17 protein-coding genes are annotated in these 20453 nt (G+C 23.5%); 16 read left to right on the plus strand and 1 reads right to left on the minus strand.

The window, feature by feature from the left end:
- Nucleotides 1-9: 9 nt before the first annotated feature.
- From EII29_RS02120 to EII29_RS02195, 16 genes are all read left to right on the plus strand, one after another.
- Entirely contained in the window at nucleotides 10-2004 is a 1995-nt protein-coding gene (locus tag EII29_RS02120; protein ID WP_125235889.1) for a hypothetical protein, read from the plus strand.
- A gap of 27 nt (nucleotides 2005-2031) precedes the next feature.
- On the plus strand, nucleotides 2032-2811 hold the full coding sequence (locus EII29_RS02125) for a capsular biosynthesis protein (protein WP_125235890.1): 780 nt from the start codon (nucleotides 2032-2034) through the stop codon (nucleotides 2809-2811).
- Nucleotides 2811-3614, plus strand: a complete 804-nt coding sequence (locus EII29_RS02130) for a nucleotidyltransferase (protein ID WP_125235891.1) — start codon at nucleotides 2811-2813, stop codon at nucleotides 3612-3614. The genes EII29_RS02125 and EII29_RS02130 overlap by 1 nt, the downstream gene beginning before the upstream one ends.
- Before the next feature lie 6 nt (nucleotides 3615-3620).
- Nucleotides 3621-5954, plus strand: a complete 2334-nt coding sequence (locus EII29_RS02135; RefSeq protein WP_125235892.1) for a hypothetical protein — start codon at nucleotides 3621-3623, stop codon at nucleotides 5952-5954.
- Nucleotides 5951-8257, plus strand: coding sequence for a hypothetical protein (locus EII29_RS02140; protein ID WP_125235893.1), 2307 nt, complete (start codon nucleotides 5951-5953; stop codon nucleotides 8255-8257). Before EII29_RS02135 ends, EII29_RS02140 begins: the two co-directional genes overlap by 4 nt.
- Before the next feature lie 12 nt (nucleotides 8258-8269).
- Entirely contained in the window at nucleotides 8270-9316 is a 1047-nt protein-coding gene (locus EII29_RS02145; protein WP_125235894.1) for a class II aldolase/adducin family protein, read from the plus strand.
- A gap of 12 nt (nucleotides 9317-9328) precedes the next feature.
- Nucleotides 9329-11398 (plus strand): uridine kinase, encoded by a 2070-nt coding sequence (locus EII29_RS02150; protein ID WP_233573224.1) that lies wholly within the window; start codon nucleotides 9329-9331, stop codon nucleotides 11396-11398.
- Nucleotides 11395-12090 carry an HAD family hydrolase gene (locus tag EII29_RS02155; RefSeq protein ID WP_125235896.1) on the plus strand — a complete coding sequence of 232 codons (696 nt, stop codon included), beginning with the start codon at nucleotides 11395-11397 and terminating at the stop codon, nucleotides 12088-12090. The genes EII29_RS02150 and EII29_RS02155 overlap by 4 nt, the downstream gene beginning before the upstream one ends.
- Nucleotides 12068-12478, plus strand: coding sequence for a GtrA family protein (locus tag EII29_RS02160; RefSeq protein ID WP_125235897.1), 411 nt, complete (start codon nucleotides 12068-12070; stop codon nucleotides 12476-12478). The genes EII29_RS02155 and EII29_RS02160 overlap by 23 nt, the downstream gene beginning before the upstream one ends.
- Nucleotides 12475-13179: a glycosyltransferase family 2 protein gene (locus EII29_RS02165; RefSeq protein ID WP_125235898.1), complete on the plus strand. Its 705-nt coding sequence runs from the start codon at nucleotides 12475-12477 to the stop codon at nucleotides 13177-13179. The genes EII29_RS02160 and EII29_RS02165 overlap by 4 nt, the downstream gene beginning before the upstream one ends.
- On the plus strand, nucleotides 13179-13778 hold the full coding sequence (locus tag EII29_RS02170) for a hypothetical protein (protein ID WP_125235899.1): 600 nt from the start codon (nucleotides 13179-13181) through the stop codon (nucleotides 13776-13778). The genes EII29_RS02165 and EII29_RS02170 overlap by 1 nt, the downstream gene beginning before the upstream one ends.
- Before the next feature lie 48 nt (nucleotides 13779-13826).
- Nucleotides 13827-14678 carry a dTDP-4-dehydrorhamnose reductase gene (gene rfbD / locus EII29_RS02175; protein ID WP_125235900.1) on the plus strand — a complete coding sequence of 284 codons (852 nt, stop codon included), beginning with the start codon at nucleotides 13827-13829 and terminating at the stop codon, nucleotides 14676-14678.
- Between the two features lie 297 nt (nucleotides 14679-14975).
- Nucleotides 14976-15989, plus strand: coding sequence for a family 16 glycosylhydrolase (locus EII29_RS02180; protein WP_233573225.1), 1014 nt, complete (start codon nucleotides 14976-14978; stop codon nucleotides 15987-15989).
- 95 nt (nucleotides 15990-16084) lie between these two features.
- Nucleotides 16085-17284: a dTDP-glucose 4,6-dehydratase gene (locus EII29_RS02185; RefSeq protein WP_125235901.1), complete on the plus strand. Its 1200-nt coding sequence runs from the start codon at nucleotides 16085-16087 to the stop codon at nucleotides 17282-17284.
- A 112-nt stretch (nucleotides 17285-17396) separates the two neighbouring features.
- Nucleotides 17397-17969: a dTDP-4-dehydrorhamnose 3,5-epimerase gene (gene rfbC, locus EII29_RS02190; protein ID WP_125235902.1), complete on the plus strand. Its 573-nt coding sequence runs from the start codon at nucleotides 17397-17399 to the stop codon at nucleotides 17967-17969.
- 144 nt (nucleotides 17970-18113) lie between these two features.
- Nucleotides 18114-18329 (plus strand): hypothetical protein, encoded by a 216-nt coding sequence (locus EII29_RS02195; protein WP_125235903.1) that lies wholly within the window; start codon nucleotides 18114-18116, stop codon nucleotides 18327-18329.
- 471 nt (nucleotides 18330-18800) lie between these two features.
- Here the strand turns inward: EII29_RS02195 and EII29_RS02200 are convergent, their stop codons facing one another.
- Nucleotides 18801-20285, minus strand: coding sequence for a YfcC family protein (locus EII29_RS02200; protein WP_125235904.1), 1485 nt, complete (start codon nucleotides 20283-20285; stop codon nucleotides 18801-18803).
- Nucleotides 20286-20453: the final 168 nt, after the last annotated feature.

Raw genomic sequence — 20453 nt, forward strand, 5'->3', positions numbered from 1 at the left:
GGAGTAAAAATGGAGAGAATTGTCGCCCTTTTTTTAAAAAGATTAAATAAGAAAGAGAATTTATATTTACTTTTTCTTTCTTATTTATTATCTTTTTGTATGTTTACCTATGTAAATGAATTCATATATAAGATATTACCGGAAACAGAAATTACGATATCTTCATTTGAAAAAGAAACCGGAAAAAATATAAATCATATAACTATACTTGAAACAGAAGAAACAAAAAAAAATTATAATATAAAAGAAATATTTTTAAAAAATAAGAAATTTGAATATAATTTAGAGGGATTTAATTATGTAAAAAAAGGAGATTTTGGATATTCTTCAAATGCTATTCATTTAAATAATTCTAAAAATAAGATAACTTTATTTATAAAAAAAATTCCAAATGCTAAAATACGATTTTACAATGTAGGAATAAGTGAAAAAATTTTGATAGAATCATCAAAATACACAGAAATCCTCGATTTATCCGAAAATAAAATAGGAGAAATAATAGATTATTTTCCCTTTAGTGAAAGTAAGCTATTTCTTTTATATGCGGTAAGTATTTATTTTATTTTAGGATTATTATTATTTGGATTAATAAAAATATTAATTAAAATAATAAAAAAAATAAAAATAGCAAATTTTTTAAATAATTATAACCCTAAAACAATGGTTTTAATAATATATTTAATAATTAGTATGTATGTAACTATAAAATTTTTTACAAATACGTTACCAAAAGATTTGTTTACCAAAACAGGAAGTCTTTTTGGGGATCAGGAGTATTATTGGCATAAAGGAACGTTAATGAAGAATTTTAATTTGACAGGGTTGAAAGAGTATATTCATTCATTTAGAGGTTATTTTGTATCAGTATTGCCAATGATTGCACAATTAATTGGAGAAAAGTTGAAAATAAATTCTTTATGGTTATTTTATATGATAAATAACTTTTTTACATCTATTTTGCTAGGTTATGTTATGCCAGAATTAAATAATAAAATTTCTTTAAAAAAATCTAAAAATTATCAAATTTTTATTTTATTATTATTATTTATCATTTTTTGGAAAGGAATGTTTTATTCCGTTTTAGCAGATATGATAGCGATGACTTGTGCATTTTGGTCTATTTTACTTGTAATTGATTTAAAAGAAAAGAAAAAAGCTTTTTTATCTGGGATTTGTTTAGCTGTTGCAAGTTTGAGTAGAAGTAATTTTACTCTTGGAATATATGTGATATTAATTACGTTTTTTTTAAGTTTTTTTATAAAAAAAATAAGAATAAAAAAGTCTTTTTTCTTATTTTTTTTCTTAGGAGTAATAATAGTTTGCATACCACAAATCAAGATAAATTATGAAACAGGGCATATAGGTCTTTTTTCTTATGATAAAAAAGGAAGTTTTGTTAAAGGAGAAACTTTAAAAGAAAGTCATTTAAATGGTGTGACAAGATATTCCTTTACAGGATGGCCATATATTTCTCAGGATAAAACTGCACAGAGAATTTTAAAAGAATTTTCTGATTTAGGAGAACATAGAATAACTTTTAAGCAAGGGTTAACAGCTTATATTCAAAGACCTATGGATTTTTTTATCATTACAATGAAAAAAATCTTTTTATCTATTGATTTAAAAACAAGCGAAATATATCCCCCTCAACCATATAAGCCTGACAGCGGATCTTATATATTTAGTTTTTTTAATTATTTTGTGCTTTCAACAGTAATATTTTTTATTCAAACTAAAGTGTTTAGAAAAAGATTTTTTTCAAAGAAAGAAAAAAAAATGGGAATTTTATTATATTTTCTTTATATGTTCCCTCAAATTATTTTACATGTTGAATGGAGATATTATTTATTCTTATATTTGATAATATATTATATATTTTCATTTAAATTTGCATATATTATAGAAGAAGAAGAAATGATAGCGACTTTGAAACAAAAAAAATATTTGAAATATTTATGTATTTATATAACGATATTTTTTGTAGTATCATCGTATTATTTTTAAGTAAATTATATAATAAAGGAAGGAAGTATGAATATAATAATACCTATGACAGGCTATGGTTCAAGGTTTGTAGCTGCAGGTTATAAAGAACTAAAACCTTTTATAAATGTTCAAGAGAAACCTATTATTGAATGGATAGTTAAAGGAATGTACCCTAATGAAGAAAATTTTTTATTTATATGTAGAAAAGAACATTTAGATAGAGATGTTAATATGAAAAAAAAATTAATAAAAATTGCTCCTAAAGCTAAAATTTTTGAAGTAGACAATTGGATAAAAAAAGGACCGGTTTATGATGTTTTAAGAGCAGCTGATATGATAAATGATAATGATCCTTGCATAATAAATTATTGTGATTTTTATATGTTGTGGGATTATCAAAAATTTATGAAAGATGTTATAAAGAAAAATTGTGAAGGAGCTATTCCATGTTATACAGGATTTCATCCTAATTTATTACCTGAAAAAAATGTGTATGCTTCATGTTTTACAGATGAAAAAAATAATTTAATAGAAATTAGAGAAAAATATTCTTTTGAAAAAAATAAAACAAAGGCAAAACATTCCCCAGGAGTTTATTATTTTAAAACAGGAAAAATTCTTAAAAAATATTCTAAAATTTTAATTGAAAGTAATCAAGAAATAAATGGAGAGTATTATGCCAGTTTATTGTATAATTTTATGGTAGATGATGGTTTAAAAGTATGGGTTCCATTAAATGTAAAAAAATTTTGTCAATGGGGAACACCAGAAGATTTAGAAGAATATCTTTTTTGGATTAAAATAGTGAAAGGAATGATAGAATAATGAATATATTAATTCCTATGGCAGGGGCAGGAAAAAGATTTTCAGATAAAGGATATAAATTAAGTAAACCTGCTATTCCTACAATAGATAGACGAACAGGTAAAGAATATCCAATGGTAGTTTGTGCAACTATGGATTTACCAAATATAAAAAATGATGGAAGTAATTTAATTTATGTAGATAGAGAGTTTCATAAAAAAGATGGTATAGAAGATAAAATAAAACAATTTTATCCTAAAGCTAATTTTATAACTGTAAAAGAATTGACAGAAGGACAAGCATGTACATGTTTACTTGCAAAAGAAAAAATAAATAATACAGAAGAATTATTAATAGCCGGATGTGACAATGGAATGATAATAAATAAAGATAAGTTTGAAAAATTAAAAAAAAAATGTGATGTAATTGTATTTACATATAGAAATAATGAATCTGTATTGAAAAATCCTAATGCATATGGTTGGGTTAAAATAAATGAAAAAGGTATTATAACAGGAATATCAATAAAAAAAGCAATTTCAAATAATCCTATCAATGATCATGCAATAGTTGCAACTTTTTGGTTTAAGGAAGGAAGAATATTTATTGAAGCGGCTGAAAAGATGATAGCAGAAAATGATAGAGTTAATAATGAATTTTATGTGGATAGTGTGATTTCACATGTAATGAAATTGGGTTATGATACAAGAGTATTTGAAATAGAAAGATATATAGGATGGGGAACACCGGAAGACTATGAGAATTATCAAAATACAATTTTGTACTGGAAAGAATTTTTAAAAAATAGTATTACAGGAGATTAAAAATAAATGAAGAAAAAATCTGTGTTATGGTTATTATTTTTTATGATTGGAATTTTACTTCCTTGTTTTACCTATATTTATGGTAATGTATATAAAGAAGTAAAAACAAATTTTTATGAATTAGAGTTAACAAATGAAATAATAAAGGGAACTAAAATAAAAGAAAAAATATATCTTCCTGGTTATGTAACAAAATTTGGTTTAATGTTCTCTACTTATTTAAGAGAAAACAAAGGAAAGATAAAGATTTCTCTGAAACAGAATAATAAAAAAATAGAAAAAATAATAGATATTTCTGAAATAAAGCATGATCAAATAAATAACATAGAAATGGATTTTTCAAAATTAAAAAAAGGAGAAGCTATAATAGAAATAGAAGGAATAGAAGGAGAATTAAATACTTCTGTGTCTTTATATAAAAGTTCTGATATATCTTTAGGAATTATTTCTGAAAATAATTTAGAACAAAATAAGAGTCTCGTATATCAATTGAATTATTATTCCATAGATAAAATTGTAATAGTTCAAATAATATTTACTTTTTTGCTTACTGTATCTTTTATTTTATTAATAAAGTTATTAGAAAAAGAACAAAAAAATACCTCTAAAATATATTTTTTAACAAGTATAATAATATATTTTTTAATAAATATAAAAGTTCCAATTGTTACTTTTAAAGCAGAACCATATGGAGAAGTAATAACTAATTTTTTGTTTTATGGATTATCTAAAAATTTTTTAGATAATATATTTATTCCTGATGCAGGTTATTTTCCATTATTTCAAAGAATAATAGCATTAATTATAATAAAATTATTTAAATCGAATTTGAAATTAACAATATTTATAATGCAAAATATAGGGGTTTATTCTATTTGTTTAATGAGTTCAATTTTTGTATTAAGAAATTATAGAAAGTATGGTGATCTACTTTTTAGATTTTGTATAGCAGTAATTTTAGGTGGAGGAGTAACCTTAACTTCATCAATTGAATTATATTATTTTTTTAATATTACATATTATGGAATAGTTGCATTATTTTTTATTTCATTATTGAATTTTGAAAAATTAAAAAAAAATAGTTATATATTACTTATGATATTTGTATTTTTTATTAATATTTCAAAATTGTATTTTGTAGTATTGTTTCCATTAGTGTTAATAGTTTTAATAGTATTTTGGAAAAAAATATTATTAAAAGAAAGAATATACTTGTTAATAATATTAATTTCAAATTTTGTTCAAATAATATTTACGAAATTTCATAGCAATGGAAAAGGTCTTTTTACAACAAATATTGATTATTTGAGTATTAATTTAGAAAAAATAATATTTAAATCAGTTCAATATTTAATTTTTATGTTTATACCTGAAATTACTTTAGATTATAATGTAGGCTTTATAAATATATTGTTTTTTCTATTATGGATAATTTTAATATTTATAATATTATTTTTGTTTAAAAAGTTGAGAAATAAAGAAAGTTTAATATCAATAATTTTAATATTTGTAATATTGGGGACAATATTATTGAATATTCTTTCAATAAATAATTTTTTTGGTTGGAATTCGGATTTTCAATGGATGAAAACAACAGATATTACAAATATGAGACATTCAGTATTTATAATAATTTCTTATATAAGTTTATCAATTTTATTATTGTACAATAGTAAATTATATTATTTAAAAAAAATAAAGATAAGCAAAATATATAGACATATATATATATATATATATAAGATATTCTATATGGTGTTATCTTTTATTTTAATAATAAGATTCAATTCTTTTGATAATAATCAAGTAAGGAATCAGTATCCTAATTCAGTAAAGAATAAAGAAGCTGTTTCAGATTGGAATAAATACTATAAATTTTTTAATGAGGAGAAATATTTAATTCCTTATGAACCTTTTCTTATGATTTCAAAAAATATTTTAGTTTATTCTGTTAAAAAAGATTCAATAAAAAACTATCCAAAAATATTTTCATTAAATCCAAATACAGATTTTTTTTGGATAGAAAAAAATAATGAACAAACTGAACAGTTACACGAAATGACTTTTGAGAAAAAACTAAATATAGAATATTTATATACTGAAAGGTTAAGAGCAAATAACAATGAAAAACTAAAAGTAATAGGATATAATGAAAAAGATGAAATAGTGTTGGAATTAGAACAACTAAATAAAAAAGAAAAACAATTTATAGGATTTAAAAATAGCGGAAATATAAAAGTAAAAAAAATAAAATTTTTCACTTTAGAAAATAAAAAAGCTTATATAAAATCAGGTTTTTATATAGGAATAGATAAAAATACTAAGGAGAATGAAGAGTGAGAAAAAAAATATGGCTTTTATTTTTTGTAGTAGGGATTTTAATTCCTTGTTTTACATATATTTATGAAGGTTTAGAAAAAAGAATAATAACGAAGTTATATGAATTAGATACTACCTCAGAAGTAACTAAAGATATTAAAATAAAACAAGAAATTTATATTCCTGGTAAAATAAAAAAAATAGGAATAATGTTTAAGAAAATTTCAGAAAATAATAAAGGGAAAATAAAAATTTCTTTAACACAAGGAAAAATAAAGAAGGAAAAAATAATAGATATTTCTAAAATAAAAAGTGATGTAATAAATGAAATTAAGGTAAATATTTTTTCAATAAAAAAAGGATATGCAACACTAATAATTGAAGGAATAGAAGGTGAAAAAGGAAGTTCGGTTTCAATATATAAATCTTCAGATATATCATTAGGAGTAATAGAATTTAATAACCAAAAAGAAAATAAAGGATTGATATTTGAAATGGAATATCTATCTATAAATAGAACGTCATTAATTCAAATAATATTTATGTTTTTGGTTGTAATATGCTATTTATATATTTATAAACTATCTAAAAAAATAAATGGAAATGATAAAAAAATTTATTTATTAACATCTATCATGATATTTTTTATTATTAATATAAAAGCACCTATAATATCTTTTAATCCAGAACCTTATGTTGAAACATTAACTAACTTTTTATTTTTTGGGATAAAAAAAAGTTTTTGGGAAAATTTATTTATTCCAGATATCGGATATTTACCTTTATTTCAAAGAATAATAGGCTTAATTATAATAAAAGTATTTCGTTTTAATTTAAAACTTACAGTATATTTGATGCAAAACATTGGAATTTTAATAGTATCTTTTATGGGTTCTTTGTTTGTTTTAAATAATTTTAAAAAATATGGAGAAGTGCTTTTTAGGTTATGCATAGCTTTAATTTTAAGTGGATCAATAACATTGACTTCATCAGTAGAAATATATTATTTTTTTAATTTTTTTTATTATGGAATTGTAGTTTTAATATATACATCATTATTAAATTTTAAAAATTTAAAAAGAAAAAATTATATTTTTCTGATAATTTTTGGCTTTTTAATAAATTTATCAAAATCTTATTTCATAGTTTTAGTTCCTATATTATTTTTAATTTTATTAATATGCCATAAGAAGTTGATAAAAAGAGAAAAAATATATATGTACATTCTTATTATCTCAAACATTATACAGTTATTATTTATAAAATTTCACACTAATGGAAAAGGTTTTTTGGGATCTGAGATAAAATATCCAAATATAAATAATTTATTGTATAATATTAGTCAGCAATTTATATTTATGTTTTTTCCCAATATAACTCAAGCATACAATATTGGATATATAAATATATTGTTTTTATTTGTATGGTTTTTCTTGTTTGGTCTTTGTATATTTTTTTGTATAAAATTAAAAAATAAAGAAAGTTTGATATCATTATCTTTAATTTTTATGATAATAGAAGTAATTTTTTTAAATATTAGTACTACAGGTAATTTTTTTAGATGGAATGTAGAATATAAATGGATGGAAACTACAAATATCATAAATATGAGACATTCTTTATTTATAATAATTTCATATATTAATTTAATAATTTTATTATTGTATAATAGTAAATTTTATTATTTACAAAAGATAAAGAATCAAAAAGATAGAAAGTATAAAAAAGAAATATATAAAAAATTTTATATATTATTATCTTTTATTTTAATAATAAGATTCAATTCTTTTGATAATAATCAAGCAAGAAATCAATATCCTAATTCAGTAAAAAATGAAGAAGCTGTTTCAGATTGGAGTAAATATTATAAATTTTTAGATGAAGAAAACTATTTAATTCCATATGAACCATTTTTTATGTTATCTGGAGGAAATATAAACATTTATAGAGGAACAAGTTTTGAAATAAAACAAGTAAATTTATTAGTAAATGATGAATTTGGACGAAAAATAAATTGGATAGAGAAAAGTAGTGAACAAACAGAATTGTTACATGAAGTTATTTTTGAAAAAGAATTGTATATAAAATATTTATATGCAGAGAGATTGAGAGCAAATAATAATGAAAGATTAAAAATAATAGGATATAATAAAAAGGATGAAATTGTTTTTGAGTTGGAGCAATTAAATAAAAAAGAAAGACTTTTTATAGGTTTTAAAAACCCAAAGTTTTTAAAAGTAAAAAAAATAAAATTTTTCACTTTAAATAATAAGCAAGCTTATGTAAAATCTGGAATTTATATAGGAATAATCGAAAAATTGTAAAAAGGAGAAAAAATGTTAGAAATAGATGAATTAGTGAAAATGTCAAAATATGCTGGAATGAGAGAAGATTTAGTACAAGCGGGAGGAGGAAATACATCTGTAAAAATAAATGATAAAATAATGTATATAAAATCTTCAGGATACCATCTCTCAGAAGTAGAAAGAAAAACGGGATATTCAAAAGTAAATTATAAAAAAATTGTTGAATTTTTTAAAAATTATAATGAAGATGAAATCACACAAGAAAAAGAAAAAAAAATATTAGAAGAAATATTGATAGAAGGAAATCGTCCATCTATAGAAACATTTTTACATTCTATAACTGATAAATATACATTACATACTCATCCTGTTTTAGTTAATATTTTTACATCCAGAAAAAATGGAATGAAAATATTAAAAGAAATCTTTCCTAATAGTATAGTAATAACTTATAAAACTCCTGGAATATTTTTAGCAAAAGAACTTTTTAATGAAATCATAAAATATAAAGATAAAAAAAGAGAAATAATTTTTTTAAAAAATCATGGTTTAATAATAAGTGGAGAAAATGTAGAAAAAGTAATTGAAAAAAATGAAAAAGTATTAAATATTTTAGAAAAAAAATTAGAAGTAGATATGAAAGCATATAAAACTTCAACACACATATATCTAAAATTGAATGAAATTTTAGATAATAATATAGTATATTTATGTGAAAATCAGAGAATAAAAAGTTATTTAAAAAAAAATAAATTTCAAGAATTAAAATATTGGTTTTCTCCGGACAGTTTGATTTATTGTGGAAAAAGGTTATTGAAATTAAATAACGAAGAAGATTTGCTGAAAAGAGCCAAAACTCATATTAATAAATATGGGAAATTTAATATAATATATTATGAAGAAAATTTTTATATAGTTGCTTCTAATGTAAAAAAAGCAAAAGAGATTGAAAGCGTTTTAGCATTTAATTTACAAATTTTAGATGAAAATAAAAATGAAAAGATAGAACTTTTATCTGAAAGAGAACAAAATTTTCTTTTAAATTGGGATTCTGAAAAGTATAGAAAAAATATGTAAAAGAGGAGAATAATGAAAAAAATAAAAAAATTTGAAACTTTCATTTGTATTGTAATAATTTTAAAAATAATAGCAATGGGAGTATTTTCATCAGATTATCAAAATATTATGTTCATGAGATTTATATACGGATTCATAGATAAACTAAAAAATGGAATTTTAACAAATCCTTATAGTATATTTCAAAATGAATTAAATTTGTTTCCTTATCCACCAATTATGTTTATTATTGAACTGATAGGAGGATTATTATCAAAAAATATAAAAAATATAATTATTAGAAATATACTATTTAAAATTCCTTCTCTTATTTTTGATATATTGGGATTATATTTTTTAATGAAAATGTTTCCTAATAGAAGAAAATACATAGGAATTTTATATTTTGCTTCTCCAATCATATTTTATTCTATATATATGCATGGTCAATTAGATATAATACCCACAGTATTTTTAATAGGTTCAATTTATTTTCTTATAACGAAAAGAAATGAATTAATGTTTTCCGTTATGTTAGCACTGTCATTGATGACAAAGTTTCATATATTGGCAGTAGTTCCTTTATTCGCTTTGTACATACAAAAAAAGAGAGGATGGCTTAAAGCAATAAAGTTATTAGGATTAACTTTTGTTATTTCTTTTATGATTATATTCCCATTCTTTGATAAAAATGGAAATTTTTTGAGAATGGTTATAATGAATAAAGAACAAAATGGTATAACTAATATTTTTATACAATATAAAAATACAAAAGTTTATCTTTCAATTTTAGCTATAATGTGTATATATCTTAAAGCGTTTAGTATAAAGAAAATAAACAAAAATTTATTATATAGTCTTTGTGGAATTCTATTTTCAATTTTTTTAATTCTTGTATTACCTATGCCAGGATGGTATGTTTGGATTGTTCCATTTACAGCAATGTTTTTTATAAATATAAAAACTGATAAATATATTAATATAAATATTTATGTGTTGTTAAATATTCTTTATTTAATATATTTTATTTTAATACACAAAACAGAGTTTACGAGTTTGTATTTTTTAAATTATAATTTTGAATTTTTTAAAATAAAAAATCCCACAGTTATAAACACAATATTTACAATATTGACAGCTTCATTGTCATATATAAGTTACATGATGTATCAACTAGGAATTACAAATAATTTACTTTATAAAAGAAAAAATAATTCTTTTTCCATTGGAATATCAGGCGATAGTGGTAGTGGTAAAAGTACTTTAATAGAAAAAATAAAAAATATATTTGGAGAAAAAAATATACTTTTTCTTGAAGGAGATGGAGATCATAAGTGGGAAAGGGGAAATGAAATGTGGAATCATGTAACAGCCTTAAATCCTAAAGCAAATTATATATATAAACAGGCAGAAGATTTAGAAAAGTTGAGAAAAAGTCAATATGTATTTAGAGTAGAATATGACCATGATACAGGAAAATTTACTGAAGAATATAAAGTAAAGTCAAAACCGTATATAGTTCTTTGTGGTTTACATTCACTTTATTTACCTCAAATGAGAAAAAATTTAGATTTAAAAATATATATGGATATAGATGAAAATTTAAGACGATATTGGAAGATACAAAGAGATGTTAATAAAAGAGGATATAAGAAAGAAAAAGTTTTAGAAGCTATAGAAAAAAGAATGAAAGATGCAGTAAAATATATTTATCCTCAAAAAAAATATGCAGATTTGATAATAAAATATTATGATAACACATTAAAAGACTATATAAGTAAAGAACATAATGTAAATTTGAATTTAGAAGTAACTTTAAGTGCAGATATTAATCTTGAGGAATTTAGAATAGAACTCGAAAGAAAAGGAATTAATATAAAATATGATTATGATGCAGATCTTATAACTCAAGTAGTTACTTTTTATGGTCAAGAGTTAAATCAAAAAAATATAAAGTTTGAAAATATTATTGAAAAATTAATTCCTAATTTAGATGAAATTTTGGAACAAGATTTAACATACTCAAATAATATTGATGGAATAATAGAAACATTAATATTGATTATGATAAGTTATAAAATGAGAGAAGAGGTGAAGGAATGATAAAGGGGATTATATTGGATTTGGATGATACACTATATAATTATAAAAAATTAAACGATCTTGCAATAGAAGAAATTTGTAAATTTACATGTAAAAATCTTAAAATATCTGAAGAAAAATTTATCAAAGCGTTTGAAGCAGCTAAAAAGAATGTAAAAAAACAGTTAACAGAAAAAGTTGCATCATCACATAATAGAATGCTTTACTGTCAGAAAACACTTGAAAATTTAGGAGAAAATCCATTGTCTTTATCTTTAAAGATGTATAACATTTATTGGAACTATATTTTAAAAAATATGAAATTAAATAAAAATGTTTTAGAGTTATTGAAATTTTGTAAAAAAGAAAAAATAAAAGTAGGTATATGTACAGATTTGACAGTAAATATACAACATAAAAAAATTAAGAAATTAAAAATAGATAAATATATTAATGCACTTGTTACAAGTGAGGAAGCAGGAGAGGAGAAACCCTCTTTTAAAATGTATGATTTAATTTTAAAAAAATTAAAAATAAGTCCACAAGAAGCTTTATTTATAGGAGATAATTTGAAAAAAGATGTTGAGGGACCTTCAAAATACGGTATGAAAACACTATTGTTTTCTTCAGAAATAAATGAAAAATATGAATCTATAAAGAATTTTAATGAAGTATTGGAGAAATTAAAGGATGAAAAAAATAAAAAAAGTTGATAAATTTGAAATTTTAAAATTTCTTATTGGAGGAGGAAGTGCAGTTCTTATAGATTTTATAGTTTACAAATTATTGATGAATCTAGGGATAGAAAGAACTTTTTCTAAAACAGTTTCATTCATATGTGGTTCCATAATAGGATTTATAATTAATAAGTATTGGACTTTTAAAAGTTCTGAATTTTCAGTTTTGGAAATTATGAAATATATAATTTTATATACTATAACGGCATTTGCAAATTCACAAGTGAATAAGTATGTTATAATGAATTTTAAATACGAGTTATTTGCATTTTTATGTGCAACAGGAATAAGTACAATTTTAAATTTTTTAGGACAAAAATTTTTAATTTTTAAACATAATAAAAAAGGAGAAAAAATAATATGAATTTATCAATAATAGTACCTTGTTATAATGAAGAAAAAAATATTAGACTAATACTTGAAAAATTTAAAAAAGTTATTACTAATGAAAAAATAGAAGTTATTTTAGTAAACAATGGTTCTACGGATAATTCAGAAAGGATTTTAGAAAATTTACTTCCAAAATACTTTTTTGCTAAAACTGTATTTGTACCAGTAAATCAAGGATATGGTTATGGGATTTTACAAGGGTTGAAAGAAGCTAAAGGAAAATTTATTGGGTGGACACATGCAGATATGCAGACGGATCCAAAAGATGTCATAAAAGCATATAAGATTTTAGAAGAAAATAATTGGGATAAAAATTTATACATTAAGGGAAATAGAAAAAAAAGACCATTTTTAGATCAAATTTTTACCTTTGGGATGTCTTTATTTGAAACAATATTTATGAGGAAAGTTTTATATGATATAAATGCACAACCTAATATATTTTCTAAAGAATTTTTTCTAATATGGGAAAACCCTCCAAAGGATTTTTCTTTTGATTTATATGCATTGTATATGGCCAAAAAGAAAAATTTAAAGGTAATAAGATTTGACGTTTTATTTCCTGAAAGAATTCATGGAAAATCTACTTGGAATACTGGATTGGGAGCAAAATGGAAATTTATAAAAAGAACTTTAACATTTAGTATAGAATTAAAAAGAAGAGGTATAAAATAATGGAATTTATAGCACATAGAATAAACAACATAAAAGAATTAGAAAGTATTTCTTTGGAGTATGGTGTAGAATTGGATTTAAGAGATAATATAAATGGAAAAATTTATATAAATCATGATCCTTTTGTGTTAGGTGAGGATTTTGAAGAATATTTAAAAAAATACAATCATGGAACAATAATTTTAAATATAAAAAGTGAAAGGATAGAATTAGAAATATTGAAATTACTAAAAAAATATAATATAAAAAAATATTTTTTTCTTGATTCTTCATTTCCTATGATAAAATTTTTATCTGATATAGGTGAAAAAAATATTGCTTTAAGATATTCTGAATATGAAGGAATAGATACATTAGAGAAAATGAAAGGAAAAGTAAAGTGGGTTTGGGTTGATTGCTTTACTGAAATGCCAATGGATAATAGGATATATAATAAAATGAAAAAAATGGGATATAAATTATGTTTAGTTTCACCTGAGCTTCAAAATAATTTAGGGAAGATAGAAGAATATGCAAAATATATAAAAAAAGAAAAAATAATATTTGACGCTATTTGTACGAAAGAGTACAATATAAAAAAATGGAAGAAAAATCTTTAAAAAATTTTAAATATTATAATCTGAATATTATAGAATGTAGAGGAAAAAATGAACATACTAATTATCGGTAAAAAAAGTAAATTAGGAAAAGAATTTGAAAAATTATTTAAAAAATTAGGATTTTTTTATTTTTCAACAGACATTGAAGTTTTAGATATTTCAGATAAAAAATCAATGAAAGATTTTTTTAGTGCTAAAAATAACTTCACTCATATAATAAATTGTGCTGCATATAATAATGTGGATAGAGCAGAAATAGAAAATGAAGAATGTTTTAAAGTAAATAAAAATGCTCCAATAATTATTGCAGAATATGCTAAAAAAATGGGAGCTGTATTTGTGGCATATTCCACTGATTTTGTTTTTGATGGAGAAAAAAAAGATCCTTATATAGAGGAAGATAATGTCAATCCGTTATCAATATATGGAAAATCAAAATCTGAAATGGAAACAGAAGTTTTAAAAAAATATAAAAAATCATTTGTTATAAGAACTTCATGGTTGTTTGGAGAAGGGGGAGAAAATTTTAATACACAAGTTATGAACTGGAGTAAAGATAATAATATACTTAAAATAGTTGATGACCAGATATCTGCACCGACTTATGCAAAAGATTTGGCATATTTTTCATGGAAACTTATACAAACAGAAAAATATGGTTTGTATCATATTACAAATAACGGTGAGGCAAGTAAATATGAACAGGCTGAATATTTATTGAACAAGCTGAAATGGAATGGAAAATTGAAGAGAGCAAAAACTGAAGAATTTAATCTTTCTGCAAAAAGACCTGAATATTCAAAATTATCTTCAATAAAAATAGAAAAACTTTTAAATGAAAAAATACCTGAATGGAAAGATGCAATAGACAGATTTTTAATTGAAATTGAAAATAAATAGTATTATATCTTCAATAGAGCTTATAAAGAGCTGTTGAAGATATTTTATATTTCTTTATTTTGGTAATTTATAAACTGTCTGAAATTATTATTAACGTTATTAAAAAATTTTAAAAGTTTAAATGTTCTAATTTTATAAATTTTCAATATTTTTTATCAAATAAATTAAAGTTTCAAAAAAATATTTTTTATTGGAAAATAATAAGAAGTGTAGTATAATTCCAATAATATTGAAAAAAGGGTCGATTTTTCAAAAAGTTAAATAAATTTAGATAAAATTTGAAATAAAGGAGGAAAAGTGAATAAAATTAAATTATTAATATTAATGTCGTTATTAATCGGAAATAGAAGTTTTTCAGCAGAATCAGTGAAAGAAAAATCGGACAAGATAAGTATACCTAAAGCGGGGAAAACTTCGACTATAAGTACAGACATAGAGGAAACGGAAAATTCCGAAATAGAAGAAAAAGAAAAAATTAAAACAAAGATACTGTTCAAAAAGAAAATAAAAGATTCCGAGATTCAATGGAAGCTTGTGTGGAATGATGAGTTTGATGGAGACGATCTTGACAAAACAAAGTGGGATTATTGGGAAAACGATAATCCTTGGAAAAATGGAAATTATGTCGACGAAAATGGAGTCTTGATTGATCAGTATGGTTTTAATGTGAAACATTATTATTTAAAAGATAATGTAAAAGTTAAGAATGGAAAATTAATAATAGAACTAAAAAAAGAAGATAATAAAACAGTAAAAATAGATAAAAAAGAAAGAAAAATTTTATATAGTTCAGGAGCTATACATACAAAAGATATTTATAATGTAAAAACAGGAAAAATAGAAATGAGAGCGGCAATGCCTAAAGGAATCGGAGTATGGCCTGCGTTCTGGATGTGGCCTGAAGGATATTCTCAATCTTTTCCCAAACCGGCACAGGGAGAAATAGATATATTTGAAATATATGGAGAAGATTTGAGAAAAGTAACAGGAACTTTACATGCATTAAAATCTGATAATACTTATGAATCATTTATAGGAAAGGATTTAAAAATTTCCAGAAAGAAACCTGATTTAACAGAGTTTAATGTTTATGCACTTGAGTGGGATGAAAAGGAAATAAAATGGCTTTTTAATGGTAAAGTTTTTAAAAAAGTATCTATGAAAAAAGTTTCAAGAAAAACAGAAAATCCATTTAATCAGCCTTATTATTTAATGATTAATGTAGCTCTTCAAAATAAGACAGGAGAAGATGAAGATGTTCATTTTCCTACTGAAATGAAAGTAGATTATGTTAGAGTTTATCAAAAATAAATAGTAATTTTATGAATAAGCCAAATATAATTGAAAAATTATATTTAAAATGGTAACATAATTTATATTCAAGAGAAAGTTAAAGGAGAATTTATATGAAAACATATTTAGTAACGGGAGCAGCCGGTTTTATAGGTGCAAATTATTTAAAGTATATTTTAAAAAAACATGAAGACATCAAGGTTATAGTTGTAGATGCATTGACTTATGCAGGAAATTTAGGAACAATAAGAGAAGAATTGAAAAACAAAAGAGTGACATTTGAAAAAGTCGATATAAGAGATAGGAAAGAAATAAAAAGAATATTCTCAGGAAACAGCATAGATTATGTTGTAAATTTTGCTGCAGAATCTCATGTGGACAGATCTATTGAAAATCCTCAGGTATTTCTTGAAACAAATATTTTAGGAACACAAAATTTACTTGAAAATGCAAAAGAAGCATGGTCTATGGGAAAAGATAAAAACGGTTATCCTGTTTACAGGGAAGGAGTGAAATATCTTCAAGTTTCTACTGATGAAGTATATGGAAGCCTTTCAAAAGACTATGAAATTGCAGTTGATTTAAAAATAGAAGATGAGGAAGTAAAAAAAGTTGTAAAAAATAGAAAAAATCTAAAAACTTATGGAGACAAATTTTTTACAGAGAAAACTTCTTTGGATCCGAGAAGTCCTTATTCATCTTCCAAAGCGGGAGCTGACCATATCGTTATGGCATATGGAGAGACATATAAAATGCCGATAAATATAACAAGGTGTTCAAATAATTACGGTCCTTATCATTTTCCTGAAAAATTGATTCCTTTAATGATAAAAAATGTACTGGAAGGAAAAAAACTTCCTGTATATGGAAAAGGAGATAATGTAAGAGACTGGCTTTATGTGGAGGATCATTGTAAGGGAATAGACATTGTTCTTAGAAAAGGAAGAATAGGAGAAGTTTATAATATAGGGGGATTTAATGAAGAACAGAATATAAATATTGTAAAACTTATAATAGACATATTAAAAGATGAACTTTCAGGAAATAACAAATATAAAGAAGTATTGAAGACAGATATAAATAATATAAATTATGATCTTATTTCTTATGTGCAGGATAGGTTGGGACATGATATGAGATATGCCATAGATCCTTCAAAAATATCAAGAGAATTGGGTTGGTATCCTGAAACCGATTTTGAAACAGGAATAAGAAAAACAGTAAAATGGTATCTTGAAAATCAGGAATGGGTAAATGAAGTTGTTTCAGGAGACTATCAAAAATATTATAATGAAATGTATAAAAACAGATAAAAAGAATTTTAAAATGACATATTTTAATAAAATTTTTTCTTATTTAAAATAACAGTATATACATAAAAGATTTTTTAGAAAAAGAAAGACTATTAAAGAAAGGTAAATAAAAATGAATAATTTTACAGTTAGAAATACTCCTATAAAGGATTTGGTAATAATAGAGACAAAAGTATTTGGAGATTCAAGAGGATTTTTTATGGAAACGTACAATCAGAAGTCTTTTGAAGAATTGGGTCTTACAATGAAATTTGTTCAGGATAACCACTCAAAATCCAAAAAAGGAGTTTTAAGAGGACTTCATTTTCAAACTAGGAATACTCAGGGGAAGCTTGTAAGAGTTATAAAAGGGCGTGTTTTTGATGTTGCAGTAGATTTAAGAAAAAAAAGTGAGACCTACGGGCAATGGTATGGAGTAGAACTTTCTGAAGAAAATAAACTGATGTTTTATGTACCTGAAGGATTTGCTCATGGATTTCTGACTCTTGAAGACGATACGGAATTTGTGTATAGATGTACTGATTTATATTCTCCTGAATATGACAGCGGAATTTTATGGAATGATGAAACTCTCAGAATAAACTGGAAATTTGAAGAATTTGGAATAAATCCTGAAACTCTTACAATTTCTGAAAAAGATCAAAAACAACAGAAATTCAATCCTGAAAAAAATTATTTTGAATAGTAATTTATATCTTGCTTTTTAAGTTTTTCATATTATAATTATAATGTAAAGGAAAATTTTCATTTCTACTGATAGCAGCACAATTTTTCAAATATATTAATTTTTAAATTATTTAATTAATAAAATTTAAAGGAGCTGGTATTTATGACTTTTTCAGAAGCATTTACAGTTATAAGAGAAGATGGTGGTAAAGCAATGAGATTACCTAAATGGAACAATGATGTCAGAGTAAAGGTTCAAAATCTCGACGGAACTTTATGTAATACACATCCTTATTTATATGTGGAAAGTAGATTTGGAAGGGTACCTTGGATTCCTAACTATGTTGAACTGTTTGCTAAAGAATGGGAAATAGTTTAATTAAAATAAAAATAGAAGGTCTGTTTATAAAAGGTTTCTTTTATTTAAACAGACCTTATTTATATGATTTTTAAGTAATAAAATCCAATAATATAATTTCAACTAAAAAACTTTCAGTTTTATAAGATTTTTTGGATTTTGAAATTAGATAAAAAACTGAAAAATATTAAAGTCATATAATTTCGAATTATACAGTTAACTATCTTAAAATGAGATATTTAAAAGAATATGGATTTATAAATAAAGTATATTTCTATTTTAATTGGAATTACTAAAGATTTATAAAATACCGCTTATATTCTTTTTATATATAGCAAAATTCTTTTATTTTCAGATAAAATATAGAGTAAATTATAGTCAAATATAACACTAACATATTTTTATAAAATTTAAAAGTTTATTATAAGTTAAAGTATCATTACATAGAAATACAGTTTTTTGATATTATACTTTGTAATATTTCAAAATATTTTAAAAGAAAGTAGCCGTTACTAAAATAACAATACTCACAGCAATAACTATTGCAACAAGTTTAGCTGTAAATTTCCACCATGTAGTAATATCAATGCGCCCTATTGCTAATGCTCCCATAACAACGCCTGATGTAGGTGTAATAAGATTTAAAACTCCTGATGCGGCTTGGAATGCTGTAATGACAAGATGTGAACGAACATTTACAAATTCTCCGAGAGGACCTAAAAGTCCCATTGTTGCTCCTGCAAGACTTGAAGTTCCCGGAATTAAAAATGACATAGGCAGATAAAATAAATATGTTAATACAATAAAAGCTTGAGAAGATAATCCTCTGAGTCCGGTCTCTCCCCAATTCAAAACAGTAGCGGTAATTAAACCGTCATTCATAATCACCTGTATTCCTCTTGAAACTCCTGCAACCATAGCAACACTCACAAATTCACCGCATCCCTTTATAAATGAATCGATAAACACTTTTTCAGGCATACCGTAGACAAAAGCCGTCAAAATGGACATTATAATAAATAGCATGGTAATTTCAGGAAAATACCATGTTCCTAAAGGAGCAGAATGTCTAAAAAAGCCTCCTATTATAGGAAGATTAAGTAAAAAGTTATTTAATTGGTTAAAAATAGTGATTCCGAAATCAGACCAAGGAATTAAACTAAGTATCATTATAAAAAATGTAGCTGAAAATACAAATAGTACATATTTTTGTTTTTTAGTCGGTGTATTTTTAGTATTGTCGAGTTTAAAATGTTCAGCATCACTTTTATAGTGGGAAAAAACATAAGATTTTTCAGGATTTTTTTCAATTCTGCTTGCATATCTGTAAACATAAATGATTGATATGAGAGTCATTATAACGAGGAAAACAAGACGCCAGAAAATACCGTCTCCTATACTGATACCGGCAGTATCCGAGGCAACTCCTGTAGCAAAAGGATTGACAGTGGAAGCAAGACATCCTATCTGGGATCCTATGAGTATAACTGCAACGGCAGTAATAGTATCAAATCCTACTCCTATCATTATGGGAATGAGAAGAGGATAAAATGCTATAGTTTCTTCAGCCATTCCATATGTAGTTCCACCTATGGCAAAAAGAATCATGAGTAACGGAATCAGATTTTTTTCTTTTCCTTTGTTATTTTTGATGACAGAAGCGATACTTACATCCAGAGCTTTTGTTTCGGTTACTACGCCTAAAAATCCTCCAACAACAAGAATAAATAAGGCAACACCCATTGCTCCGGATGTTTTATCATTACCTAGCATACCCGTTACCGGAGCCATGAGAATGTCATAAAATCCTTGAGGATTTGATTCTACCATTTTGTACGTTCCCGCAATAAGTTGTCCTGCTTTATTTTTTTCATATTCACCTGCAGGAATAAGCCATGTTAAAATAGTTACTGATACTATAAGGATATACAATACCGTATAAGATGAAGGTATTTTAAATCCTTTTTTCTTTTCCATATTGAAAAACCTCCTAAATAAAGATTATAAATTAATGTACATAATTATGATTTAAAGAAATGATACTTGATTTAATGGAATAAATTGAATTAATAAACTCTTCAAACTTATTATAATATGATTTTTACTTTTGTCAATTATGAAAAATATTTTTATATTTTGGAAAGA

Source organism: Leptotrichia sp. OH3620_COT-345, from assembly GCF_003932895.1.
In the GTDB taxonomy this organism is placed as follows: Bacteria; Fusobacteriota; Fusobacteriia; order Fusobacteriales; family Leptotrichiaceae; genus Pseudoleptotrichia.